Source organism: Gimesia benthica, from assembly GCF_009720525.1.
Taxonomy (GTDB): Bacteria; Planctomycetota; Planctomycetia; order Planctomycetales; family Planctomycetaceae; genus Gimesia; species Gimesia benthica.
This window is the reverse complement of record NZ_CP043930.1, coordinates 3,178,547-3,202,766: the sequence shown is the minus strand read 5'-3', so window position 1 is coordinate 3,202,766 and position 24,220 is coordinate 3,178,547. Positions and strand designations below refer to the sequence as shown.

Sequence of the window (24,220 nt, the reverse complement as noted above, 5' to 3'; positions counted from 1 at the left end):
GACCAGATTTCTAATTCTGGCCTGGTCAGAACCCGTTTCTGCCGGATTTACGGTACATTCGTCTCTTCAGGAGGGGCTGGAAAGCTGACTACCGTCCCTTTTTTCCCTTTCTGGATATCCTGCTCCTCCTCAAATGTGCCCGGATCAAAGGAGAGGGCCGGGATTGGCGGAGGAGACTGGGGGATGCCCAGCTCAGGTACATCCAGCATCGGAAGTTTCGACTTCGTCTCGGCCTGGAGAGTCTGCTCAACGGCGGGCTGCTGCGGACGAGGCTCGTCCTGCGACAGCCGTGGTGCATCCATGGCTGGTTGTGGTTTCTGTCTGACAATGCGTTGCCCGTCGTCAACGATGGCTTTGTCATTGAAGGCGATCCGCTGACCCTGAATTTCTGCACCAACAATCCGGTAGTGCTGGCCGGGAGGTGCTTTGAGTGTGTTCAGAGCATTGCCGACGTCAATCTGTTTGCGGTCCTGTGGGTTTGAAGCCAGCATCAGTTCCAAACTGGACCCGTCCGGATATTTCAATCGCAGTTTAGGTTGCGCAGTGGCCAGACCTGAGTTCGCAAACGGATTTCCAAATTCGGCGACCCGTTCAAAACGGGCATGAACTTCATTTTGTCCGGTGGCAAGCCGGGGGCGGGAATAGGTTTTGTTTGCCATCACCAGCTCCGCCTGAGACATGTGCAGATGCCAGTTACCAGTGGAAGCAATGACGATATCGTCTGCACCAAAATGGAGCTGTGGATAGACGTAGAGTGAGGATTCAATCTGTGCAGTAGCAACCGGAGGCATTTTGTCTGCTCCCAGGAATATGGCACATTGAATCAACGTAGGGACGGGAACGGATTTCACGACCTTGGGCTGATTCAGTTGAGCCATCATTTTCTGCTTGTTATTTGTCTTGTAATAAAGCGAAAGCAGGGCGACCGAGCTTTGCCGGGTTTCCAGATCGACGTCCAGATTCCGCAGGATGGCTTCTTCTGCTTCATCCGCCTGCTGATGCTTCTGCAGGATCTGCGAACAGAGCAGGTTGGCTTCCCAGACTTCGCTGGAATAGGTTTGTGATTTCATCGCCATCTGTGCGGCACCCGGTTGTCCCAGGTAGTCGCGAATACTGGCCAGGTTGGCCGTACCCGAGGCCAGCATGTCATCTCGCCGGAAATAGCCTTCACCGATACTCGCCAGTTCGGTATAGGTCTGCGAGGCGGCGAACAGTTGCCCCTGGGCCTGCTGCGTACGGGCAACGTAATACCAGTACGGAGGATAGTGGCTCATGAAGCGTTCCATGCGTTTCAGAATCCGCAAACGCACGCGCGGGTTCTGCTCCTGCATGGCTTCATCCAGCGCATCGAGATCCACATCCCGGATCAGCCATTGATCCGGAATCTTTTTCTCCTGGGCCAGTTTCCAGAAGGTGTCCAGGAAGAGGGTCGATTTGGAGATCACCGTCTCCATACGTTGTTTATCGACTTTCCAGAGGTCGAGGTCTTTCTGCGCCTGGACGTTCCGATAGTCCCACCAGCTGTTGGCACCCGTGCGGACGGCACTGCCAAACTGCAGTGTGAGTACATCGGTCGTGAGTGCCAGCGCGTTGATGGCCACTTTCTGGCGAGCCTGGTAATTATGTTTGTTCTTGAAGTATTCGCGTTCCTGGTCCGCGATCTCGACCTGTGAGATTTCATCGAGTACTGATGAGTAGAGTTTGATGACTTTCTCATCACCGATGCCGTTGAGGTTCAGGTTGTTGAGGATCTTTTCCCGTTCCTCATACATCACCTCTTTCGAGCCGGTCTTCCTGATGCGGTAGAACGCGGCGCGACAGTAGTTGAGCGCAATGGCGGTTTTGCTGGCCGTGGAATCAGGTTCCCCTGGTGTTTCTGCTGCATGTGAGGAGTCCGAAACGGAAACGCAGAAAACAAAAGCCAGTATGATCAGAATTATCGGTTTTTGAAAAAGAGTCGGCATGGGCTCTCCTTAACTGCCGATCAACGTCATTATTTTGGCAGGAATTGGGATTGGTTTTTGGATGCTTTGCACATCGATGCAGGAAATTAATTTCATCACTCTAAGCTTACCCTACGAAAGGCAGTCGTGTGGGCGCGTCCTGATTTTTTGTAGGTTTTTCGCCACTGCAAAATGCTGTCAGGTCCGGTTGAGTAAACTGGGATGACTTTGGTGTGTGGCTGCCTCAGGAGCCTCTACCGTGCAACAAAAAATCCCCTGACTGCCGGAGCAATCAGGGGATTTTGAAATTTCAGATTGTTCGGATTGCTGATTAAGCAACCTTTCTGACCTGTGATGTCTCTGAATAGAGGGTCGGAAAGTGAGGAGAAGAAAGCCGACCCAGGCTTTCCGCAATTCCGCGAATCACAGTTTCCTGCTGAGTCGCTGTTAATTCAGAGAAAATAGGCAGAGCCAGGCACTCACTGGTGATCAGTTCAGTGACAGGCAGATCCCCTTCCTGGTATCCCAGATACTGGAAGCACTGTTGCAGATGCAGGGGACGTGGATAGTAGATCGCACAGCCAATCTGCTTTTCACGTAAGTCGTTCAGCACCTTGTCCCGCTGCCCGCCTTTGACACGGAGACTGTACTGATTGTAAACGTGACGACGGTCCGGCAGCACGGCAGGAGGTTCGATGCAATCCAGCAGCTGGTAGTGACGCAGCAGGGAATTATACCGACGAGCATTTTCCTGTCGTTCGCTGGTCCACTGATCCAGGTGTTTCAGTTTGACCCGCAGTACTGCTGCCTGCAGGGCATCCAGACGACTGTTGATACCGACTTCAGCATGCTGATAACCGCCCAGGTCTCCGTGAACCCGCAGGCGACGGATTCGGGTAGCGAGGTCCGGATCATCGGTGGTAACCAGTCCACCATCTCCGGCGCCCCCCAGATTCTTGGTTGGGAAGAAGCTGAAACAGCCTACGGTTCCCAGAACACCAGCACGCCGGCCCCGGTATTCGGCTCCAATTGCCTGGGCTGCGTCTTCGATGACGGGAATCCCATTCCGGACGGCATTACGCCAGATTGGTTCCATGTCGGCACATTGTCCAAAAATATGGACAGGCATAATGGCTTTGGTGCGTTCGGTAATCTTTTCTTCGATTGACTCAGGGCAGAGATTGAAGCTCACGGGGTCGATATCGGCAAATACCGGAGTCGCACCCACGCGGGCAATCGAGCTGCCTGTTGCAAAGAAGGTAAACGGGCTGGTAATGACTTCATCGCCGGGGCCGATTTCCAGGGCCATCAGGGCCAGCAGGAGGGCATCGGTGCCTGAAGCAACTCCGATGGCATTCCGGGAGTCGCAATATTCGGCAATATCACACTCAAATTCAGCGACTTCATCGCCGAGAACGAAAGACTGATTTTCAAACACATTCAGGACGGCATCCTGAACCTCAGTCTTGATTCTCTGATACTGGTCGACGAGATTGATAAAGGGGACAGGTGTGGGGGTGTTGTTTGTCATTCAGCGACTCCATTCGCTATGGAAAACCGGGGAGTTCCGTGCTCAAAAACAGGTAAGTTTGGATGTTTTGAGAGATTTGATGCGGCTTAATTTCGAGTAAGTCGCAGAGATTTCGATCAAACTGAGCGGTCTCCATCCTGGGTTACTCAAGGGCGAATCGAAATTTCGTGCGTAGATTATGTCGAGAACCAGATTCTGTCAATATGTGTCAATCCGAAAAAACACAGGACTCAGGCTGGTCTCTGAAGAAAGAGTGCTAAGCAGATCATCAGGTCTTCTTTGTCGCCCTACCCTTGGCAAACAACGCATGATTATCAGGAAGATTGCCGATAGAAGAAACAGGGGCTGAGCCGGGCCGGGAATATGTAGTCTTGACACCTGATTTTCAGCGTTCTAGGATGAACCGTCCGTTTCTTTGGGAGGCGGGTTGATCAACTTGAGTTCTATCACAAATGACTGCCATTCAGACTCATCCACAGCGAGGTCTGATTGAGCGCGACTGGTAGTTTTTTGATTTTCGAAGTCTATAATACCATTAAACGCTTCGAGTAGATTAATCACATTTAGAAGTGCAACGTCCAGAAAGGAAAACTCATGGCACACGTGGTTACAGAGGCTTGCTTCAACTGCAAATACACAGACTGTGTTGTGGTTTGCCCCGTAGAATGTTTCTACGAAGGGGAATCCATGGTCTACATCAATCCTGATGAGTGCATCGACTGTGAAGCTTGCGTGCCAGAATGTCCGGTAGAAGCGATTTTTCACGAGGACAATCTTCCTGATAAGTGGCAGGATTACATCCAGATCAATGCCGAAAAATCTCAGGAACTGCCCGTCATCACCGAAAAGAAAGAGCCCCTGGCTGATTCGTGATTCGATAAGACAGACTGAATACAACAATAAACTCCCCATGATCAAACCTGGTCATGGGGAGTTTTTGCTTAGTCGATGACATTGAGTCGCTGTCCCAGTTCGCGCAGAATCTCAATATCGCTGTCGGGGCGCGTCGGGCTGTTCGGATGTGTCTGATTCGTCTTCACCCAACCTCGCAGGTGCAGAAACTGGGCCGCCGAATGCTTGTAAGCCGGCGAAGGGCTGCGGAAGGTGAAATAACCCAGGTACTGCAGCAGGTCGTTCAATTCATAAAACGCCGGATCGCCTGCTTCCCAGTATGCATCCCGTTTCGCGAACAGGTCGGGGGCGAAAGTGCTTAGGCCGAGCAGGTAATCGCTGCCGTACTGGACCATATCGATCCCAAAATCATTTCCCGTGAATACTTTGAAATCGGGACGTTTCTGATCGCGTAGCTGCAGCCGCTCCCACTCCGGTTCGCGATGGAAGGATGAGTGTTTGGCGCCGATACACTGCGGGATCTCCATCAGGGCGGCATACGTATCGAGATCGTAGACCGATCCGAAGGGAGCCAGGTCACGGGTCAGTTCAAACCCGATGAAGCGGTCTGTGTTGGCGGCAATTGTTCGATAAGATTCGATAATCTGTTCCGGAGTCTGTTCTACCAGTCCAAAGGACTGGAAAATGACCGGCGTGCCGCCATACTCCTGGATCAGATCAATCTTGTGCTGGTAGCCATCAGCATCGAAGGCCGCCCCGGTCTGATCGCCGACAAACGCACCCGCGACGAAAGAGCCCCCGTTGAGAGTTTCACGGGTGATTTTCAGAACTTCGATGAAGGTAGGTTCATCGATGAGATTCACATAACCGGTGTCCATATTCACGGCGGGGGTGATTCCCAGATCAGCCGTACGGGCGACATGAGCGCTCAGCGACTCACGGTCAATTTCACCCGACTCCAGATAGGGGAGCAGGACAGCGGAAATCCCAGTCAGTTTTCGACGGGGTTTGATCATTTTAATGGGATCATATGTGGCCGCGGGGGCTGCTTCTGGCATTTGGTTAGTCCTTGCTATATATTGACGTTCGAATTACTGATTTTCAGTGTTTCATGCTCCCGCCAGAATACCAGATCGGCGCTCAATCTTGGAGGCAATCATGAGTTTTCGCTGTCGAGTTTCTTTCGCTTTACTGTTGATGGCCTGTTTTTCTCCCCTGTTCGGCAGCAGTCTCAGTGCCGCCACGAAAGAAAAACCCAACATTCTGTTCCTGTTTACGGACGATCAACGGGCGGACACGATACATGCACTGGGTAACCCTCTGATCAAGACTCCCCATCTCGACCAGCTGGTGCGCAACGGGTTTGTCTTCAACAATGCCTACTGTCTGGGTAGCAACTCAGGGGCAGTTTGTGTCTGCAGTCGGAATATGCTGCTCAGTGGCCGTACTTACTTTCGCTGGACCGGCCGCTATGCCTCGGCTGACAAACCGAATTTCCCTGATTCCATGAAAGGAGCCGGGTATTACACCTACCATCACGGCAAACAGGGCAATACTGCGGCATTGATTCACAAAAAATTCGATACGACGAAATATGTGAATGATCAACAGGCCCGTCTGCTGGGACAGCCCGGTCAGGAGATCGTGAACGATGCGATCCAGTTTCTGAAGACACGGAAAGACGATCAGCCGTTCTTCATGTACCTGGCATTCGCCTGTCCGCATGATCCGCGAGTGGCAGACCAGGAATACATGGACCTCTATCTGCGCGAATCTATGCCTCTGCCGGCAAACTATCTCCCCCTGCATCCCTTCAATAATGGAGAGCAGGTGGTCCGGGATGAACTGCTGGCTGGCTTTCCCCGTACCAAATCAGAGATCCGAAAGCACCTCCACGATTACTATGCAGACATTACCGGACTGGATGGACACATCGGCCGACTGTTAACTGCACTCAAAGAGAGTGGGGAGTATGACAACACCATCATTATCTTCTCATCCGATCATGGTCTGGCGGTAGGCAGTCATGGCCTGATGGGGAAACAAAGTCTGTACGAACACAGTATGAAATCTCCCCTGATTTTCAGTGGTCCCGGCATCCCGCAGGGGCAGAGCGACGCGCTGGTCTACTTATATGACATTTTTCCGACGGTCTGTGAAATGGTCGGGACTCAGGTACCACAGGGACTGGATTCCCAAAGTATGTGGCCAGTGATCACAGGTGAGCAGAAGCGGACTCGAGAAACGCTATGCACCGCTTACAAAGACGTGCAGCGCTCGGCCCGCGATGGTCGCTGGAAGCTGATTACTTATCCGCAGATTAACAAAACACAGCTCTTCGATTTGCAGGACGATCCGGCAGAGACCCGCAACCTGTTCGGCAATCCCGATTACCAGCAGCAGGCAGACCATCTACTGACGGCTTTGAAAACCTGGCAGAAGGAGGTGGGAGATACCGACGCACTTTCTTCCACCCATCCACAGGATCCGACTTTCAAGGCACCGACAGCCGAGGAGCTCAAGGAACTACTGCAGCGCTGGCAGCCCAAAAAGAAGAAAAAGCGTGCAGTCAAGACGGGAGATAAGTAATGTCACATGAGGAACGTCCCCCGATCCGACTGGATCAGTTTCTGAAACAGCAAGGCGCTGTCGGCACCGGTGGACATGCCAAGGTTGTCATCCAGGCAGGTGAAGTAACTGTGAACGGCGTTGTAGAAACACGGCGTCGTAAACAGCTTGCACCGGGAGATGTCGTCGCGTATGCCGGCGAGCAGTGGCGTGTAGAAGTCACTCAGGAGAGTTAGTCATCTCACTTTGCTGCTGCGAATGCTGTAAAAGCCTCCGATAAGAATAACGCCGACCATCAGTTTCAGGTACTCGGCGGTGGTTGCAGTCCGCCAGGCGTCAAGTAGATAATCCAGCCAGCCATCAATCCAGAGTTCCATAAGAGGTTCCCCCGTTCCTGGCCCGCAACGAATTGAGATATGAATAGTCTACCCTCTGCAGCCGCGCATGCCGGAATGAAAGCCGGTGGACATATGCAATGCTGTTGATGGTTGTTTTTCAGAAACGGGGAACCAGCTTCAGCGCTTCGATTTTTTTCGCTGCTTCTGACAGCCCCTGCTCCTGGGGGGCGATGATTTTGAGCTGTGCAATAGTCTCTTCCGCTTCCGGTGTGAGAGTATACAGCAGCTGATACTTAAGAAGTAACTTGAGAATTTCCAGCTGCTTGGGGAATGCAGTATTTACACGTTCCATTAAAGCCAGTGATTTTCCGGGAACACCAAAGTCTTCGTATTCCTGAGCGAGTTGCAGGATCTCTTCCTTAAGCGGAACGTCGTCGTGTCCTGTTTTATCAACAGGATATTTTCTCGGACTTTTTAAGAAATTTTCGACAAGAGTCTCCCGCTGAATCATCTCCAACAGTGTATGCGCTTCACTTTTTTCAGTTGTCGGGGCTGTTTTCAGAGCGAGCTCTAACTGCTCAGTCGCCTTAGCCACCCGTCCTTGAGCCAGATAGACTTTCGCCAGCAGGGTCTGCATTTTTGCCTGGGTTTCAGATTCCAGAGATTCCCTCTGCAGGGCATGATGCAGCTCCGTTTCCGCTTTGTCGATCTGCGAGTATTCCCACCAGGTTCGCGCGAGCTGCAACGATTTCTTCGCTGCTTTAAGATTTGCTTCCTCCGGTGAGAGTTCTTGCTGATTAGCCATATATTTATGTGACAGCTCAATTCCCCGGATCAGGTCACCGCGCATCATTTTCTGACCGGGCATGCCCAGGGCGAGCTGGAATTCCTGAATCGCCTTCGGATGTTGTTCGGTCTTAAAATAGCACCAGCCCAGCAGAGAGGTGAGTTTCACATCTTTTACCTGCTGCTCTTGAAGCTGTTTGATGAATCCGATCAATTCCTCATAGTCTTCATTTTTGAACATCTCTTGCGCCAGAGCTGTCTGGAAGGTCGAGCGGTGGGGGAACTGTTCATAGGCCTGTCGAGCGATCTCCAGTGATTCACCGGCTTGCCAGTATTTCTGGCGAATGGTGCCACTCCGATTTGGCTCGACTTTGAGAATCAAGACGCCTTGCTCGTCGTAGACAGGGTTGAACCGGTAGACCAGATCCTGGTCGAGCAGGTACCACGGGAAGGCGGAAACGATCTCTTTGTCGTACGATGTCAGATATCGTGCAGAGAATTTCTGAATACTTTCATGCAGCTTGTCAGGACTGACGAGTTCAAAAAACGCCAGCATTTCAAAACGATGAGCCGTTGTGGCAATGGCTGCCTGACGAGTGATGATCCGGTCTGAGGGTTCTGAGTTCTGCTTGAGCCAGGCTCCCGCTTTCGTCCAGTTACTGAATCCGTTGGAGGGCAGCTCTTCGTCATATAACTGATCTGGTTGCCAGACCATCTTCAGATTGGCGTGGACCAGTTGCGTGTCAGTCCAGCAGAGACAACCGACAAAGAGAAACAAAACGAACGCAGACCCACCTGCAAATATTTTACCGGTGACAGGACGGGCAACCTGAATGTGCCGTTTCAGGGCAGCCCAACCTGAAGGAACAAATGCTAGAACGACAGGCACCAGAGGCAGCATAAAGCGTTCCTGCATCCAGGGCCAGAGGGAGAGGATGCCCACGCTGAACACCAGATAGCCCAGGGCAACAGTTCCGCCACGATTTCGGCGATAAAGCATCCCGTAGCAGGCGACAGCGATGACTCCTGCCGTCATCAGATAGTACAGCCAGGTTGGTCCCGGCAAGGTGATGATTTCATCAAGAACCATGCCGCTGTAGATCGGTCGCATGCCAGGCATATTGGGAAGCAGTTGTTGTCCAAAATTCTCGAAGTGAGCACTCATGCGTTCCCACATGCGAAACGCTGTGCCGATGACTCCCTGCGATCTGATTTCGTTGACGGCGATACTGGCGTAACCGCTTTTCCCCAGTGCCGCATTGCGTAGCATCCACAGTCCGGAGGCAGCTATTGAGCAGGCCACTCCCACCAGCCAGGGCCAGCGCGATTTTCGGACCACTGCCCAGCAGGCGACAGCCAGTACCATGGCGATCCCGATCGTGCGGAGAAAGGGGAGGAAGACCAGTAATGCAGTGATTAGAAACAGATCCCGTTTGCGCGGCTGTTCTGGTCTGACGGCAATCAGATAGAGAATCCCCAGAGTGCAGGCCGTGAAAGGGATTTCACTCATGATGAGCGTCGAGTAGAAGAGCGTGAATGGATTGACTGCAAACAGAAATGTGATCAGCAGGGCGCCGTAAATAAGTTGCTTATCAGTCAGGTCTTCTGGTTCTTCCGACTGACTGAGGCACACCATGTAATAGTACAATAAAGCCAGCAGGAGCAGAGTGGTGAGCAGGACGGTGGCTTTGGCGGCAATGGCATCGTAAGGCGCGATCCAGGCCGCAGGCATGAGCAGGACCGACATACCCGGGGGGCGGTGCGCATAGAGAGGGGCTCCCGGAGTATCAATCTCCCGGTAACCGTCGCCGTTAACGAGGGAACGGGCCATGATCACGTAACGGGCACTGTCGGGGCTGAAAAAATACTGCCGGTTCCAGCGTGCGATGGCCAGTCCGGAAAAGAGGAGCAGCAAAAGACAGATACTGATTGGACGAGATCGTATGACACTGGTCATGGAGTTCTACCACTCGATCGAAGTAGGTGAAGAAGAAAAACGGCAGTCATTTCATGAGAATTGCAAATGTTGTACCCCTGAGGAAGAAGCCTCAGATGCAAACCACGGTTCATTACTTCAGATGACTGAGCGCAGGGTCTTGCCGGTTAGAATGATTCTGTCGGCAGACATTCCTGTCATCAGAAATGACTGCTTGAATATGGGCTTCTAGCCAATGTTGCCAGAAATCAACCATGTTGTTTTTGGGAAACAGAGAATCAGGGGTTTCCCTGGAGTCCTGCCGTTGCAATTTGACGGCGATTGTTTCACAATTCGAGGCGCGCAGCGCGGCGCCGTTATAATCCCAGGAGAACGGATTCAGAGGAACAGTCCGCTCAACTCGTTTTTAGAAGTCAGGTGAATCATCATGGATGACAACAGCTATCTTGCCCTGAAAGAATCATTACAGACAATCGAAGAGACGGATCAGTTATTTTCATTTCTTGAGTCTCAGCAGACGTTCTCGTTCCCTGCTCTGGAGAACGGTTTGTTCCCCGCAGCCATCGCCCATGAATCGACGGGATATCAGAGCATCTGGGTCCGGGATAATATCCATGTCGCTCATGCATTGAATGCCGTGGGGAAAACGGAACCAGCAAGCAAAGCAGTCGCCACGCTGACAGAGTATTTTCTCAAGCATCGAGATCGTTTCGATAAGATCATTTCGGGGGAAGCAAATCCCAAAGAAGTGATGCAGCGGCCCCATATCCGTTTTGACGGAAACACGCTGGGTGAAATCGACGAAAAATGGGCTCATGCTCAGAACGACGCACTGGGATACTTTGTCTGGTTGTACTGCCTGATGCTGGAACAGGGACACCTGACGGCGTCCACTCAATCTCTCGAATTGCTGGCGGCATTCGTGCGCTATTTCGAAGCCATCCGTTTCTGGGAAGATGCAGATAGCGGCCACTGGGAAGAAGCACGCAAGATTGAAGCCTCCAGCATTGGTACTGTGGTCAGCGGGCTGATCGCTCTGAAGGAATATCTGAATTCCAGCGATAACTGGGATGACCTGCAGCATCAGCAGACTCAGGTGACACCCGAGATACTGGACTCACTCATTGCACAGGGGCAGACGACTCTTGAAGAGATTCTGCCGGCCGAATGCATTCAGTCCGATCCTCTGCTGGCCCGCAAGTATGACGGGGCACTGCTGTTCCTGATCTTTCCCCTGGGGCTGGTCAAAGGAGAGCTGGCAGACACGATTCTGGAAGATGTCAGAACGCACCTGATGGGGGATTACGGAATCCGACGCTATCTGGGAGACTCTTACTGGTGTGCTGATTACAAAGAAGTCTTCAGCGAGGATGACCGCACGAGCGATTTCAGTGATGATCAGGCCAGCCGGGATCAATATCTGAAACCGGGGCAGGAAGCCCAGTGGTGCATTTTCGATTCCATCATGTCGGTGATTTTCGGCCAGCGGTTTCTGGAATCGGGGCAGGATGCTGATCTCGAAAAGCAGCGTTTTCACCTCGATCGCGCTTTGAATCAGTTGACGACATCTGAGTGTCCCTTTGGGCCTTATCGTTGTCCTGAGTCGTATTTTCTGGAAAAAGGAAAGTACGTTCCCAATGATATTACGCCCCTGTTATGGACGCAGGGAAATCTGATGATGGCCCTGCATCGGTGGAAGCAGACTTTGAAAGCACAGCAGTAAGACAGCTTGAGTTGCTGACAGGGGTTAAACCTCTGTCAGCAACTGTTTGATTAACCGTGTGTACGTCTGCTGGTCTTCAGCATCCAGCGCTGCTGCAGCCTGTTCCAAAAGTTCGATCTGGCGTGATGTGACCGGAAGTGCCGTCTCCTGATCAGGGACTTCGGGAATCAGTTGTTCCACCAGTTTCTCCAGAAACACATCAAGCCCCGCTTTTGTGACTGAAGAAATCCGAATCGCCTGTGGAGGAAGTGGCGCGCCCCAGCATTCGGGGAGGTCGGCTTTATGAGCCACGATCAGCGACTCGGGCCATTGAGTGAGCAGTCGGTGATCATCTGGATGAGCAGGTTGGCTGATATCGATCAGAATGACGCGGGCATCCGCGGCGTTCAGGATCTGCTCTGCACGCTGAATTCCAGCGGCCTCCAACTGTTCCGCTTCTGCCCGAATTCCTGCGGTATCAGAAAATTGAAACGGCCAGCCGGAGAGCGCCGTTGTCGCTGTCAGCACATCACGGGTCGTTCCCGCTTCGTTAAAAACAATGGACCGTTCATAGCCCAGGATCGCATTGATCAGACTGGATTTTCCGACATTGGGGCGACCGGCGAGTACGACATTCCAGGGGCGGGTCAGGTGTTGTCCCAATTCTTTCCAGCGCAGCAGATCCTGAATCTGAGATTGCAGATGTTCCGAGTCGAATGGGCTCTGTTCCCCGGGCAGAAGTGCTGCGAAAGCGGATCGTAATAAGCCTTGAGATTGACGCAGGAGAATTTCTGCTGTTCGAAACGTGGTAGCCGCTGCCAGAGCTTCCTGGAGTTCTAGTTCCAGGCCTGTCGCTTTCTGACTGACCAATGCTTGCCAGGTAAGAACGCCACAGCCTTGGGCCTCTAAATCATTCAGGATTCGATTCACCGCCGCCATGCCTCCATGACAGTGAATGTCAACGGTTTCAAAATCAATACGACAGAGAACCAGGTCTTCGGTATTTGAAGTTCCCCAGTATCCATAGACAATCTGGTTCACAGACTGTTCGATCAGTGGTTTCCGATTGACGGCGTGAAAACAGGAATTCACCAGTGCATTCAGGGCAGAGGTCCCTCCCTGAACGCGAATGGTAGCGACAGCTCCTCTTCCGCGGGGGGTAAGGAGAGCGGCCTGGCAGGGTTGTTGTAACTGATTTGGGGGATGCGGAGTCATGCTGGTTTATTGAATCCCGCGAATCTGTTGTGCGACCAGTGCCAGCCCCTGCAGTGACAGGAGAGGTTCAAAGTGAACCGATTCATCCAGGTGCGGAGCGAGCAGGGCAGAGCCGCCTCCGGTGAGCAGCACCAGTGGCGCTTCCCCCGATGTGGATTCCACAAGTATCTGTTTTGTGTGCTGAGTGATGAGTTCGCGGACTGCACCAAGTTGCCCCCAGAACAGACCACTGCGAATGGCGTCGGTCGTGTTCTTACCGAGTACCACGGGTTCAATCTGGCGCAGATCCTCAACCGGAATCAGGGGGAGCAGGGCGGTATAGTCGTGTAATGATTTCGCAGAAAGTTCAAAGCCCGGTAAAATCGCTCCCCCGGCAAAGCAACCTTCGGTGCTCACAACATCGACCGTGGTGGCGGTCCCGGTATCGACGATGATCGCCGCCTGCGATGTCGATTTTAAACGGTTGGCGGCGACAGCGTTGAACAATCGGTCGATGCCCACTTTACGGGGTTCATCGACGGTAATCTCCAGAGGGAAGTCGTCTGTATTCAGAACCTCCAGCGGATCGGGGAGGATGGACTCGGGCCAGTCATTGAGTACCCGTTTGATGCCATGCGGATTGGAACCCGCGACCGAACTCAGACATCGAGTATCCGTGGGTTTGAGCCAGTCAGCGATCTGATCCCAGGGGAGAGGATCCTCTACCAGAATTGAGAGCGCATGTTCGACCAACGGAAGCTGATGAGAGGCTCCCAATGGGAGCACCGTCTTGAGCAGCACAAATTTGATGCGACTGTTGCCGACATCAATCACCAGTTGTCTTAAAAGTTGCGACATGCGCGTCTTCTTTGTATTTCCGGTTTAAAACAGGGTCCGATCCTGATCGTCCTCGTCCTTGCTGGAAATGCTCTTTCTTTTGCCCGTTTTTTTTGTCGGCCCTTTTGTATCGACCGATGCAGTGGAGTCAAATTCTTCCAGCACCGGATTGCCGTCTTCGTCAACGCGGGTCAGAATTTCAATTTTCTGCTCAGCAGTTTCGAGTCGCTGGTAACAGGAGCGGAGCAGCTTTACGCCGCGCTCAAACTGTTCCATCGATTCTTCCAGGCCGGCAGTGCCTGACTCAAGTGTGCTCACGATTTCCTGCAGCTCGGTCAGCGATTCTTCGAACAGAGGTTCTTCTGTTTGTTCTTTCGTACTTTTTTTCTTGGCCATGTGATCAGATCTTTATGCAAATAATGGTTTTCGATATTCAACAGGATTCAGGGGAGCTCAGGAAGCTTCTTCCGGATCTGGGTGTAACTCCTGAACCTGACTGGTGATGCTCCCATCAGAAAGTTTCGTGGTGATCGTGTCGCCCGGTTGCAGTTGATCGACTGATTTGACGATTTCCGGTGTAGACGCTTTCGATTCTGCTCCGCGACGTGTGATACTATATCCGCGGCTCAGAACTTTCAGGGGACTGAGCGCTTCCAGTGATGATGCCAGATGACGGGTCTCGGACTGAAGTCGGCTGACCAGTTCGCGGGTACTGCGTTTCAGACGCCGGTCCAGTTCATCCAGCTGGGAAGCCCGATTGTGAATCAGATCCATGGGGCGTGTCAGCGCGGGACGTCCCGCGAGGGAATCCAGTTGCAGGCGAATCTGTCGGGCACGCTGCTTCAGGTTGGTCGCGAGTTGACCTCTCCAGTGAGAGAGCGTCGCCAGGACATCGGTTTGCAGGGGAACAGCCAGCTCGGCGGCTTCACTGGGAGTCAGGGCGCGGCGGTCAGCTACCAGGTCGGCGATGCTGATGTCAATTTCATGACCGACGGCACTGATAATGGGAATCGTACAGTCGAAGATGGCGCGGGCGACCACCTCTTCGTTGAAGGCCCAGAGATCTTCCAGGCTGCCCCCTCCGCGTCCGGTAATAATGGTGTCGACCCCTGGAAGTTGAGCAGCGACTTCAATCCCGGCAGCGATCTGCTCGGCAGCCCCTTCTCCCTGCACGGCCACCGGGACGATGACAATGTCAGCGGCCTTCCAGCGGCGGGTGATCACCTGCAGCATATCGCGAACTGCGGCGCTGGTAGGACTGGTTACCAGTGCAATCTTCCGGGGGAAGCGGGGGATTGGCTGTTTGTGTTCCGGATTGAAAAGACCCTCAGCGGCCAGTTTTTCCTGCATCTGGCGAAACGCGAGTTCCAGCGCGCCGACCCCCTGGGGGAGTAGCTGTTCGATGTTGAGCTGGTAAGTGCCGCGTGCCTGATAAAGTTCAATCGGACCAGCGGCTACCACTTCCATGCCGTCCTCAATCTGAAACTTGAGTCGGGACGCAGTTCGTTTCCAGATGACAGCACGCAGCTGTGCATTGTCGTCTTTGAGTGTCAGATAGATGTGCCCGGAACGGGCCACCGTGCAGTTGGAAATTTCACCAATCACCCAGGTGTACGGGAAGTTGGCTTCAATCAGATTTTTAATCTGTCGAGTGGTTTCGGTCACCGACAGAATTTCAGGTTCCAGAAGAGACATACAAATGCTTTATCGGGTTAAAATTCAATGGCGATCAGGGAAGGATTGTATTGAGGTAATCGATTCCCCGCCGACAGTCCTCTATCCGCTGGTCGCCCTGCGTGCGATCCACGGCGAGCCAGCCCTGATAAGCGGTTTCCCAGACCAGAGGCAGGAACTGGTCCCACATGACCATACCCCTGCCCAGAGGAACTTCCTGGCCGTCGGTATCCATTTCACGAACGGCATCACGCAGACGGTAGGCGCGAATCCAGGGATGTAGTTCACGGATTGTTTTTTCCGGATTATGGTTATTGAGGACCATGTCGGCTGGGTCGAGTTCGATACCCAGGAAGCCGGCGTTGACCCGGGAGACCAGATCACGCATGACGGCAGGGGAATTCTTTCCACAAGCGATACAGAGTTCGGTACCAATATGATTCGAAAAGCGCACAAGATCGTTGAGTACTTCACAGATAAGAGTAAAGTTCCCTCCTTCATCTGTCTGAATGAGCCCCGGATGAATAATCAGGGATGGTGCCTGCAACCGCCAGGCGAATTCCAGGGCTGCGCGGATTTGTGACACTCTCTGGTCCAGGAATTCCGGGTCGACCAGGGCGCCCCGGGCAGGCATCCTGAATGAAGCGAGGCTGAGATTGAACTCTTCCAGCAGTTTACGAAACTGACGGTCTCCAGAAGCCCCGAAAGAGGATGGAGTGACTTCCTGTTGTACATCAAGTTGAATCCCGCGGGCTCCGATGCGGGCCGCTGTTTTGATAGCGTTCCTGATCGGCATGCCGAAGCAGCGGGTGGCAACGGCGAGTTTCAGACGAGACATGTTGTACCTTAAAACAAAACGCGAAACGGGTATTTTAACTGAGTCGGATAAATGCAGCAATTCGTGCGACTGGCAAAGTTTATCTAACCGGATGTGAAAAAAGAATGATCTCCCGGCGTTCAGGGAACCGGATTGAAAAAACAGGATTCCCAGCCGGGTTCCCGATAGAGAATCCCTCAAAAAATGGTCGATTATGAGAGAGAGCCTCGAAATCACCCGGGAAATTCCATGATACTGTCATCGCTTCTTACCTGCTACCTTGCGTTGCTGAACGGTTTACCCGTAGAGGGTAATCTCGTGGAAGATACGCTCCCTATTCTCTCATACTCATTTGAGACGGACCAGGACCGTGATTTCGATGACCTGCCGGACGACTGGTCGCGGCGAAAAGGGCCGGGATATCCACAGTATGTACAAGTCAGCATCGACCGAAATCAGGGACGCACGGGATCTCAGAGTCTGCATATCGGCGTGAACGGTGGCCACGCCACGATCTATTCACCTCCACAGAAGATCGATGGGGATCATGCATACGTCTTTCGCGGTTATATAAAAACTCAGCGACTCAAGTACGATGCAGCCATGGTCTCGATCTCATTTCTGGATCATAAGCGACAACGGGTTCAACATTTTGTGAGCCGACCTGTGACAGGGACCCACCAGGATTGGGTGGAAGTAACGCTGGGACCGCTGACCCCTGATCCCAATGTGCGGTTTATCGTAATCGGCTGTCATGTGGCTCATAATAACCTGAAAGATATTTCCGGTGACATCTGGTTCGATGATTTGTGGGTCGGCAGTCTGCCACAGCTGGATATCCTGAATAACTATCATCGCCATTTTGTCGATCACGATGCAGAGATCCGGGTGAGCAGCCGGATCAGTGGTTTAAACCCCAAGAACAAATATCGCCTCGACCTGGAGCTGATTGACAGCTCAAACCGGAAAATTGCGAGTTCAGCATTGGATCTGGTCACCGACCCCGATGATGTCAAGGGGGCCCCCAACAGCAGGTTGCTCGATGGGAATAATCATACCGAGGTCTGGCGACTGAAACCGATGGAGTATGGCTTTTATGAAGTCCGTTCCAAACTGGTTCGGGACGAAAAAGCGATTCTGGAAAAGAAAACTTCCTTTGCCGTGATTGATCTTGTGAATCCCCGTCCCCAGGGCGAGTTCGGCTGGGCGATTTCTGAAGAACATGACCAGTTACCTATATCAGAGCTGCCTGATATCGCAGCGCAGGCAGGAATCAACTGGATTAAATTCCCGCTCTGGAACGTCATGGCTTCTGCAGACATTCACCATCCCAGTCGGATTGCGGAAATGCTGGATCAGTTTTCCAATCGGGGTATTACTCCCATTGGTTTGTTAAATCATCCCCCTCGTGATTTACGCTCGCAGTTCGCTAAAGACTGGCAGGGGGTCAGCGGAATATTCACGATGCCCGCCAGTTTCTGGTCTCCTTCACTCGAAGAGGTATTTGCTCGATACACTTCGCTGGTCAATTACTGGCAGCTGGGGGAGATGAAGACAAAAGCTTTATCGGAATGCAAAATCTGACCGAGACGTTGAAGAATGTCAAATCGCAACTGGATCTGATCGGTCGAGATACGCATGTCGGCATTCACTGGGACTGGAAAACGCCGCTGCCTGACAATCATATGACTCACAGCTTTGTTGCGATCAATAATGAGGAGCGTCTCAATGCGGCGGAACTGGCAGTAGAGCTACAAAAGGTGAAGCTGGGATCTGGTATGGGGCCGCACTGGGTCACACTTACGCCTCTACCGAAAACCGGGTACGAACCTGAGGAACGGGCCATTGATCTGGTCAAACGAATGGTGACCGCGAAATACATGGGCGCGGATGCAATTTTTGCTTCGTCTGTTTTCGATGAGCAGCATGGTCTGCTCAATCAGAACGGTTCTCCCACGCTGTTATTTCTCCCCTGGCGAACAGTGTCGCTGGCATTACAGGGAGCGAAGTACATCGGCAGTTTCAACATGCCCAATAAGAGTTCGAATTTCGTATTCGCACGAGATCAGGAAGCGATCGCGGTAGTCTGGAATGAGGAGCCCACGGAGGAGGAAATCTATCTGGGAGAGAATGCCTATGCTACCGATGTCTGGGGGAAACGGATCTTGCTGGAGCGGGATGAAACGACCCGCCGTCATAAGCTGCTGGTGACCCGTTCTCCGATTATCCTGCGTAAATGCAATCAGCAGGTCGCATACTGGAGACTGGCTGCTCAGTTTGAGAAAGGGAAGTCTAAGAGTGAATATGGCGGGCATGCAGATGCGGTTCTGGGAAAGAATACGTTTAGCCAGAGTGTGCAGGGTAAGGCAGTGTTGAATGTTCCCAAAGGCTGGGAAGTTGAACCGCGAGAGTGGACGTTTAACGCCGGCACCGGAGAAGATTTCCGTCTGGAGACGTTCATGACACTCCCCACGAATGCGAGCCTGGGGAAGAAGGATGTGTCGATTGACTTTGATATTTTTGCCGAGCGAAAGTACTCGATTCGCGTGCATCGCCCTTATCATGTCGGGCTGGGGGATATTGTGATCAAGGTCACGGATCGAAAACTCGAGGGGAATGTTCTGGAGATCGAACAGATCATCGTGAATAACACCTCGCCTCTGGAAACACTGCAGTTCCGTTGCAGTCTGTTCATTCCCAGCATGAAGCGGATGCAGCGTTTTATTACTGAGCTCAAAAACGGACAGGACCGGAAGCTGTATTACCTGCCGAATGCGGATCGGCTCAAAGGGAAAGAACTCTGGATTCGGGCAGAGCAGGTGAATGGCCGCCGCATTCTAAACTACCGCTGGACAGTGGGAGAGAACTGGGAAGCACAGGAACCTGTGACTCAGAAGGCGCATAAGGGTCAGAAGACACGGGTGCGCTAACAGGCTGGTTCAGGCAGCTTCGCGGTCTTCGTCTTCTGAATCTTCATCCTCAAAGTCTTCGAAAGAATCAGACTCTTCGACGTCGGAAATTTCTTCTGTCTGCTCTTCGGCATCAGTCGAGAGTTCATCGACTTCTTCGGACTCACTGGTGTCTTCCGTTTCCTCCTTGGTCTCTTCCGTCACGGCTTTCACCGGCTCCTCAGGAGTGGGACGGAGCATTTCGGCCATGGGGAGATCTTCCAGATTTTTCAAGCCGAAGATTTCCAGAAACTTGCGTGTGGTTTCATACAGGAAAGGACGGCCGAGTGAGTCGTCTTTACCGCCGATACGAACCAGGCCGCGGTCCATCAACTGCTTCAACATTTCGGCACTCTGGACGCCACGAACCGATTCAATGTCTGCGCGGGTAATGGGCTGGCGATAAACGACGATCGCCAGTGTCTCCATGGCGGGTGGGGAGAGTTTGAGAGCCGCCTGTCGCTGATGAAGTTTGTTGAGCCAGAACGAGAACTGGGGATGCGTCATCATGCGGTAACCGGTGGCGACTCGCTTGATGTGAAACGCAGACTGGCTGGCCGCCAGTGCGTCATTGAGCTGGTCGATGAGCTCTTTGGCTTCCTTGGCATTGGCCAGGGTGGCCAGTTGGGCAATCTTTCTTGTAGAGAGCGCACCATCTGCCACAAAGAGTACCGCTTCAACTTTTGCCATTTTCAGACTGCGGCGTGTATCCACTTCCTGATCAGTCGCAAACAGCAGACTGCTGGATTGCTCAGACCGTGTCTGAAAATTCCAGAGAAATCCGCGCGCTGGAATTTCTTGAAAAACGGAATCGGCCAGCGATGTGTTTTTGGGGGTTACGAGGCCGCAGGCGTGATGGTGAGATGCTGGTCCGGGAAACATATGAAGCTTATCGCACCGTGAAGTTTTGAGAGTAAGTGGCTACCTTCTGGCTGATTTCATCTTCCACAGTCAGTTTCATGATGTGAGGCCCGAGCGAAATATTGCGGGGGATCTCAAATTTATAACTGTGGAAGTAATCCTTACGTACATTGCGGCAGAGATCCTCGGTTGTATCGAAGGGGATCTCTGCTACAAGATCACCGTTGGTACCCGCTTTGAAGATCTGGATCTTTGACTTTAACAGCGTACGGTACATGCCGTCTGCGGTCAGTTCGCTCGTAAAGTTTTCAATTTCTGAATAAACCAGTACGGGGCGACCAGGCGTGTATTCATCACGCTCGAAGCGTTCGTAACTTCCAAAACTGCTGATCTTGTGGCAGAAGGCGACATTCTTGAGTTTCAGGTTTGCCTTTTCCTGCAGGCGGGCGGTTGCCTGACGGAGCTGGGTCACTGTTTGAGTGGCCCGATCGGCAACATCTGGAATGGCGGCTTCATCAAAGTAGTTTGCCACGGCCCAGAAGGTCTGCTGCCAGAATTCCTGATCTGCTGGTTCAATCCCCGGAATCGCTTCCAGGGCACGTTCGTGCTGTCCGGCCATCAGGTAAAGCATGCGGAGGTAAACGTGCCGCTCAATGTAGTTCTGTTTTTCTTCGGGAGACGAACCTGGCTGAAGCTGAGCGATTTCTGATTCCGCAACCGAGATCAACTGCTGTAACTGATCTTGCGCCGAAGCACCTGATTGTGCTACAGCCAGGGGGACCATCTGTGGAGCCAGTTCGGCTGATTGTGGATTCGTGACCGGTGCCATTTGTGGATTCGTAGACGTGACCGGCAGTTGTTGTGCGGCTGGATTCTGCTGGCCGGTGAAGGCCGTACTGGTGCGAGTAATCCCGTTTTGAATCGCAGACGTCCCCTGATGGATCGCTGACGAAAGTTTTGTTTTCAGAGGGCCAACCAGGGGAATATGATTCAGGCCCTGGCTGATGGTTTCTGATGTGGAATAACCTTGTGGCTGACCGGGAACGACAGCGGGGAGGCCTGCTTCCGGATTGTTCCCTGCTGTTTCCAGGGTTCCCAGCTGAACTGGGTTGTTAATTTGCTGTACCTGCTGGCTACCGGGAGTAATCTGCCCCGGTGGAGCCATCTGCTGGGCACTCGCCTGTTGCACGACAGGCTGCTGATTACCGACTTGAGGCAGGCTTGAATTGGGAGCCGGAGAACCACCAGGCTGGGTATGTCCCAGGCCAGGTAAATTCACAGGAGCAGCCGGAGTCGTTTTGTGTTCGGCCAGCTGTTGTGCCTGCATACTGTTGACCATTCTACGTGTACGCAGAATGTTTTTGATCATTTCCGGATCGACGCCCTTGAAACTGGCCAGGTACTGAGATCGTTCCTTTGGCGTCGCGTCTTTCAGTTCTTCGTGGATGTACGCCAGCAGTTCGGCGTTATGAGTGGTGACTTTGGCCGGCTTCTTTTCTGGTTGAGTTAAGAGTTCCCCAGCTTCCTTGCCGAGTTCCACTGCTGTTTCTTTATCGATTTCCACACCGTCTATTTTGGCAACGGCTGTTTCTTCTTCGGCTGTCGTTTCTTTTTCTGCTTTCTCAGATTTCTCTTCGGAAGAAGCGGACTTTCCCCAGTTCCACGGCGCAACAGGTGCTTTCCAGGCCACGGCCTTGGTACCTGATGTGGAAGCACATCCGCTCATCAATAGAGAAAGTAGAACAGCAGGGATGACCGTGCTGAGCCGAAATCGTTTCATTATACTGCCCGGTTTCATGGGGTGAAGGGCTGGAGTAACTGTCGCACGATGATGGTGCAGAAGGGTAAAACTGTGATTTGGAGGTGATTGAATCTGAGTGAGAGTTGATCCTGATCAGATCCCTGATGGGACAGGAGTCGGTTTTTTATGAAAAATCGCGAAATGAAGCAAGATCGATTCAAGAAAGTTGAAACTACTGTCGGCACTCTCTTTTTCGCAGAGCAAAATGCGGAGTCGCGGGGAGGGTGTTACGTTTAAGTGATGGTCTGGAAATGGTTTGCGGTTGGCAGGTGGCATACGCTGCGTCCTCTCCTTGAGGGGAAAGAACGCATCGGACATGCCTCTGATTCGATTAACAGAAAAAAACGAATCTCGAAATCAGGGAAGTTCCCAGTTGCTGTCGAAGAGTTCAGCCCAGACCGTTTCATTCTCGAAATTGCCATCTTTGTGCTGTTTGAACTTGATGACGGCAATATCACCCAGCTTGGGGAACAGCCAGGAATTGGAAGCGCGGAAATCTTTTTCATGCATGGTATGCCCGGAATTGATGACCACATACCGCGTCGGATTCAGTGGGTTGGGATAAATCAGGGCAACTCCATGGTCCCTGGTATCATAGGTCTTCCCATTAACGGTGATCTGATCTTTCGACCATTGGATCGGCAGGTCTTCGACCATTTTGGCGATCAACGCATTGGAGCCAGGGTCTCCGAACAGAATCAGGTTCTTGTCGGCGATGGTCTTATCAGTAACCTCTTTATCTGTGATGACGGGAACCTTCCCTCGCAACCACTTGTCGAATTCTTTCTCGAAAAGAGAGAGAACGGATTGCGACCAGGCCTGTTGTTCGGGAGTCCAGGGAGTGCCAGTCCCTTTCACGCAAACAAAGGGCAGGGTGAAGGCGTCGTCGATCGGCCCCTGCAGATTGCGTCGTTTGCGTAGATTCGAGTTTTCGATGAAGGCTTTGGAATCGTCGTACTTGAGCACATCCCAGCCGCTGTTACTTTTGACAAAGTAGACCTGAGGCAGCAGTCCGCTGGCTGCCGACTCCAACGGAAGCAGGGTCCCGTCCAGTTCGACTTTGGGAGCGATATCACGGGCGATAGACAGGGCAGCCACATTGTCAGTGGTCAGCTCCAGAATTCCTGATTCCTCATCCAGCCCCCTTCGACGGTGGTCGGCTCGTACATCTGGTCCAGTTCTTCGATGTTGAGCCATTCGCATTCATTGAACTTGGGAGTGTATGTAATAAAGCGGATCTGCTTGCGGCCCGGCCAGGCGGGGCGGCCCTCTTTGGAGATCTTCAGCAGCTGTGCAAGGAAATTCTGATAAGCGGGCATCCGTGACTGATGTGCCGCCTCGGGGCTGATATACAGGGGGATTTTGATATCCAGTTCTTCAGCCTTTTCGACCATCCGAGTGCTCGAGACCAGCTGCTTGTCTTTTCCACCTCCGTAGGTCACGACTGGAACATCAGCAGCATTGAGGGCGTAGTCGATGGAGTCATAAATGTGCAGAGTTTTATCCTGATAGGGAGGCAGTTTCTCTTTGTGGTTCTGATACTGGTAGAAATCGACAAAGCCCGCTCCCGGTCCCACGCCGCACCATTCAGAGGGATAATGCAGTCCCAGATGCCAGGCACCAGCGCCTCCCATGGAGAAGCCACGCAGGGTGATCCGCTGCTTGTCGATCAGGAAACGTTTTTTGACATCGGCGATCGCTTCATGTACATCGACTTCTCCACTCCAGCGCCAACCGTTATCTGTTCGTCCAAAGGGATCGAGGTGCAACCAGTCATGATCTTTACGCGGTCCTCTGCCATTTGGATGCATGATAAAGAAGACTTCGTTGCGTTTGCCTCCCCGACCATGCAGTTCCACATGCAGGGGCCAGCGCTGGCTGGACTTCTGTTTGAAGTCTGCAGGAAAGGTCAAAGCATACGGTTGCACGGAGCCATCGATCTTCGAGTAGTATCCGAAGAGCACCGTACCCTTCGGATCGGTCCACTCGGGTTTGCCTGCTGCGAGTTGGCTGGCTCGCTGGCGTCCGGTTTCAAGAACCTGGTAGGTCTCTTTGACGTACTGTGGTTTGTAAAATTCCTTGTGGCGTAAAATCCACTCTGCTGCTTTCCCATAAATTTCCACGTCGGCGAGCAGGGAGCGTTCGATCTGGGGATTTTGTTTAAGTGCCTGAATCTGCTGTTGCAGTTCCTGAAGTTCTGCTTCGAGTTTCTTGCGATCTGCAGGAGGTGCATCCTGGGCAGAGAGAATTACGGGAGCAGATAATAGTAAGGCGAAGAATGCCAGCGCGGGTACAAAGCGGGAGCAGAGGCTGCGATGCATGGAGGAACCCTGATTATGAAAAAAGGAATCGGTACCGAATACGGCGGGTGATTTCTCAATTTACATTATCAGGGATGGAAGGGCCAGACAAGAGGTACGACGATGACTGTC

20 protein-coding genes are annotated in these 24,220 nt (G+C 52.5%); 6 read left to right on the top strand and 14 right to left on the bottom strand.

Annotated elements, in window-relative coordinates; all coding sequences use genetic code 11:
- Positions 1 to 47 precede the first annotated feature (47 nt).
- Both F1728_RS12110 and F1728_RS12105 read right to left on the bottom strand, forming a co-directional pair.
- Entirely contained in the window at positions 48 to 1,964 is a 1,917-nt protein-coding gene (locus F1728_RS12110; protein ID WP_155364318.1) for a hypothetical protein, read from the bottom strand.
- Between the two features lie 310 nt (positions 1,965 to 2,274).
- Positions 2,275 to 3,474 carry a DegT/DnrJ/EryC1/StrS family aminotransferase gene (locus tag F1728_RS12105; RefSeq protein ID WP_145180421.1) on the bottom strand — a complete coding sequence of 400 codons (1,200 nt, stop codon included), beginning with the start codon at positions 3,472 to 3,474 and terminating at the stop codon, positions 2,275 to 2,277.
- A 594-nt stretch (positions 3,475 to 4,068) separates the two neighbouring features.
- Between F1728_RS12105 and F1728_RS12100 the strand changes: the two genes are divergently transcribed.
- A complete protein-coding gene (locus F1728_RS12100; RefSeq protein WP_145180423.1) occupies positions 4,069 to 4,347 on the top strand; it encodes a ferredoxin family protein in 279 nt (92 codons plus the stop codon).
- A 68-nt stretch (positions 4,348 to 4,415) separates the two neighbouring features.
- Here the strand turns inward: F1728_RS12100 and F1728_RS12095 are convergent, their stop codons facing one another.
- Positions 4,416 to 5,384: a dihydrodipicolinate synthase family protein gene (locus F1728_RS12095; protein WP_155364317.1), complete on the bottom strand. Its 969-nt coding sequence runs from the start codon at positions 5,382 to 5,384 to the stop codon at positions 4,416 to 4,418.
- Positions 5,385 to 5,484: 100 nt separating this feature from the next.
- Here F1728_RS12095 and F1728_RS12090 point away from each other — a divergent pair, with 100 nt between their 5' ends.
- Together F1728_RS12090 and F1728_RS12085 are read left to right on the top strand one after the other, a co-directional pair.
- Entirely contained in the window at positions 5,485 to 6,915 is a 1,431-nt protein-coding gene (locus tag F1728_RS12090; protein WP_155364316.1) for a sulfatase-like hydrolase/transferase, read from the top strand.
- On the top strand, positions 6,915 to 7,130 hold the full coding sequence (locus tag F1728_RS12085) for an RNA-binding S4 domain-containing protein (RefSeq protein ID WP_145438528.1): 216 nt from the start codon (positions 6,915 to 6,917) through the stop codon (positions 7,128 to 7,130). Before F1728_RS12090 ends, F1728_RS12085 begins: the two co-directional genes overlap by 1 nt.
- On the opposite strand, the gene F1728_RS12080 is transcribed toward F1728_RS12085, so the two are convergent.
- Together F1728_RS12080 and F1728_RS12075 are read right to left on the bottom strand one after the other, a co-directional pair.
- Positions 7,131 to 7,271, bottom strand: coding sequence for a hypothetical protein (locus F1728_RS12080; protein ID WP_155364315.1), 141 nt, complete (start codon positions 7,269 to 7,271; stop codon positions 7,131 to 7,133). It lies immediately after the preceding gene.
- 118 nt (positions 7,272 to 7,389) lie between these two features.
- Positions 7,390 to 9,975, bottom strand: a complete 2,586-nt coding sequence (locus F1728_RS12075; protein ID WP_155364314.1) for a hypothetical protein — start codon at positions 9,973 to 9,975, stop codon at positions 7,390 to 7,392.
- 406 nt (positions 9,976 to 10,381) lie between these two features.
- Here F1728_RS12075 and F1728_RS12070 point away from each other — a divergent pair, with 406 nt between their 5' ends.
- Complete coding sequence (locus tag F1728_RS12070) at positions 10,382 to 11,677, top strand: glycoside hydrolase family 15 protein (RefSeq protein WP_155364313.1); 1,296 nt, start codon at positions 10,382 to 10,384, stop codon at positions 11,675 to 11,677.
- A gap of 24 nt (positions 11,678 to 11,701) precedes the next feature.
- Here the strand turns inward: F1728_RS12070 and F1728_RS12065 are convergent, their stop codons facing one another.
- From F1728_RS12065 to F1728_RS12045, 5 genes are read right to left on the bottom strand one after another with little or no spacing between them, the layout of a single operon-like run.
- Positions 11,702 to 12,871 carry a GTPase gene (locus F1728_RS12065; RefSeq protein ID WP_155364312.1) on the bottom strand — a complete coding sequence of 390 codons (1,170 nt, stop codon included), beginning with the start codon at positions 12,869 to 12,871 and terminating at the stop codon, positions 11,702 to 11,704.
- Between the two features lie 6 nt (positions 12,872 to 12,877).
- Complete coding sequence (locus tag F1728_RS12060) at positions 12,878 to 13,708, bottom strand: type III pantothenate kinase (protein WP_155364311.1); 831 nt, start codon at positions 13,706 to 13,708, stop codon at positions 12,878 to 12,880.
- 24 nt (positions 13,709 to 13,732) lie between these two features.
- Positions 13,733 to 14,083, bottom strand: coding sequence for an exodeoxyribonuclease VII small subunit (locus F1728_RS12055; RefSeq protein ID WP_155364310.1), 351 nt, complete (start codon positions 14,081 to 14,083; stop codon positions 13,733 to 13,735).
- 57 nt (positions 14,084 to 14,140) lie between these two features.
- A complete protein-coding gene (gene xseA / locus F1728_RS12050) occupies positions 14,141 to 15,382 on the bottom strand; it encodes an exodeoxyribonuclease VII large subunit (RefSeq protein ID WP_155364309.1) in 1,242 nt (413 codons plus the stop codon).
- A gap of 34 nt (positions 15,383 to 15,416) precedes the next feature.
- Positions 15,417 to 16,199, bottom strand: a complete 783-nt coding sequence (locus F1728_RS12045) for a sugar phosphate isomerase/epimerase family protein (RefSeq protein ID WP_155364308.1) — start codon at positions 16,197 to 16,199, stop codon at positions 15,417 to 15,419.
- Positions 16,200 to 16,427: 228 nt separating this feature from the next.
- On the opposite strand from F1728_RS12045, the gene F1728_RS12040 reads away from it, so the two are divergent.
- Together F1728_RS12040 and F1728_RS12035 are read left to right on the top strand one after the other, a co-directional pair.
- Complete coding sequence (locus F1728_RS12040) at positions 16,428 to 17,762, top strand: hypothetical protein (protein ID WP_155364307.1); 1,335 nt, start codon at positions 16,428 to 16,430, stop codon at positions 17,760 to 17,762.
- Positions 17,750 to 19,108, top strand: a complete 1,359-nt coding sequence (locus F1728_RS12035) for a hypothetical protein (RefSeq protein WP_155364306.1) — start codon at positions 17,750 to 17,752, stop codon at positions 19,106 to 19,108. Before F1728_RS12040 ends, F1728_RS12035 begins: the two co-directional genes overlap by 13 nt.
- A 9-nt stretch (positions 19,109 to 19,117) precedes the next feature.
- Here F1728_RS12035 and scpB read toward each other — a convergent pair whose 3' ends face one another.
- The 4 genes from scpB to F1728_RS12015 all read right to left on the bottom strand — a co-directional run bounded on the left by scpB (position 19,118) and on the right by F1728_RS12015 (position 24,109).
- Complete coding sequence (gene scpB, locus F1728_RS12030) at positions 19,118 to 20,008, bottom strand: SMC-Scp complex subunit ScpB (protein ID WP_155364305.1); 891 nt, start codon at positions 20,006 to 20,008, stop codon at positions 19,118 to 19,120.
- 7 nt (positions 20,009 to 20,015) lie between these two features.
- On the bottom strand, positions 20,016 to 21,767 hold the full coding sequence (locus tag F1728_RS12025; protein ID WP_155364304.1) for a hypothetical protein: 1,752 nt from the start codon (positions 21,765 to 21,767) through the stop codon (positions 20,016 to 20,018).
- A 378-nt stretch (positions 21,768 to 22,145) separates the two neighbouring features.
- Positions 22,146 to 22,985: a hypothetical protein gene (locus F1728_RS12020; RefSeq protein ID WP_155364303.1), complete on the bottom strand. Its 840-nt coding sequence runs from the start codon at positions 22,983 to 22,985 to the stop codon at positions 22,146 to 22,148.
- Positions 22,898 to 24,109: a prolyl oligopeptidase family serine peptidase gene (locus tag F1728_RS12015; protein ID WP_155364302.1), complete on the bottom strand. Its 1,212-nt coding sequence runs from the start codon at positions 24,107 to 24,109 to the stop codon at positions 22,898 to 22,900. The genes F1728_RS12020 and F1728_RS12015 overlap by 88 nt, the downstream gene beginning before the upstream one ends.
- Between the last annotated feature and the right edge of the window lie 111 nt (positions 24,110 to 24,220).

What these genes read in the sequence shown, in the direction of transcription:
- F1728_RS12110 (WP_155364318.1), bottom strand. Translation starts at nt 1,964, where the DNA reads ATGCCGACTCTTTTTCAAAAACCGATAATTCTGATCATACTGGCTTTT.
- F1728_RS12105 (WP_145180421.1), bottom strand. Translation starts at nt 3,474, where the DNA reads ATGACAAACAACACCCCCACACCTGTCCCCTTTATCAATCTCGTCGAC.
- F1728_RS12100 (WP_145180423.1), top strand. Translation starts at nt 4,069, where the DNA reads ATGGCACACGTGGTTACAGAGGCTTGCTTCAACTGCAAATACACAGAC.
- F1728_RS12095 (WP_155364317.1), bottom strand. Translation starts at nt 5,384, where the DNA reads ATGCCAGAAGCAGCCCCCGCGGCCACATATGATCCCATTAAAATGATC.
- F1728_RS12090 (WP_155364316.1), top strand. Translation starts at nt 5,485, where the DNA reads ATGAGTTTTCGCTGTCGAGTTTCTTTCGCTTTACTGTTGATGGCCTGT.
- F1728_RS12085 (WP_145438528.1), top strand. Translation starts at nt 6,915, where the DNA reads ATGTCACATGAGGAACGTCCCCCGATCCGACTGGATCAGTTTCTGAAA.
- F1728_RS12080 (WP_155364315.1), bottom strand. Translation starts at nt 7,271, where the DNA reads ATGGAACTCTGGATTGATGGCTGGCTGGATTATCTACTTGACGCCTGG.
- F1728_RS12075 (WP_155364314.1), bottom strand. Translation starts at nt 9,975, where the DNA reads ATGACCAGTGTCATACGATCTCGTCCAATCAGTATCTGTCTTTTGCTG.
- F1728_RS12070 (WP_155364313.1), top strand. Translation starts at nt 10,382, where the DNA reads ATGGATGACAACAGCTATCTTGCCCTGAAAGAATCATTACAGACAATC.
- F1728_RS12065 (WP_155364312.1), bottom strand. Translation starts at nt 12,871, where the DNA reads ATGACTCCGCATCCCCCAAATCAGTTACAACAACCCTGCCAGGCCGCT.
- F1728_RS12060 (WP_155364311.1), bottom strand. Translation starts at nt 13,708, where the DNA reads ATGTCGCAACTTTTAAGACAACTGGTGATTGATGTCGGCAACAGTCGC.
- F1728_RS12055 (WP_155364310.1), bottom strand. Translation starts at nt 14,083, where the DNA reads ATGGCCAAGAAAAAAAGTACGAAAGAACAAACAGAAGAACCTCTGTTC.
- xseA (WP_155364309.1), bottom strand. Translation starts at nt 15,382, where the DNA reads ATGTCTCTTCTGGAACCTGAAATTCTGTCGGTGACCGAAACCACTCGA.
- F1728_RS12045 (WP_155364308.1), bottom strand. Translation starts at nt 16,199, where the DNA reads ATGTCTCGTCTGAAACTCGCCGTTGCCACCCGCTGCTTCGGCATGCCG.
- F1728_RS12040 (WP_155364307.1), top strand. Translation starts at nt 16,428, where the DNA reads ATGATACTGTCATCGCTTCTTACCTGCTACCTTGCGTTGCTGAACGGT.
- F1728_RS12035 (WP_155364306.1), top strand. Translation starts at nt 17,750, where the DNA reads ATGCAAAATCTGACCGAGACGTTGAAGAATGTCAAATCGCAACTGGAT.
- scpB (WP_155364305.1), bottom strand. Translation starts at nt 20,008, where the DNA reads ATGTTTCCCGGACCAGCATCTCACCATCACGCCTGCGGCCTCGTAACC.
- F1728_RS12025 (WP_155364304.1), bottom strand. Translation starts at nt 21,767, where the DNA reads ATGAAACGATTTCGGCTCAGCACGGTCATCCCTGCTGTTCTACTTTCT.
- F1728_RS12020 (WP_155364303.1), bottom strand. Translation starts at nt 22,985, where the DNA reads ATGGCTCAACATCGAAGAACTGGACCAGATGTACGAGCCGACCACCGT.
- F1728_RS12015 (WP_155364302.1), bottom strand. Translation starts at nt 24,109, where the DNA reads ATGCATCGCAGCCTCTGCTCCCGCTTTGTACCCGCGCTGGCATTCTTC.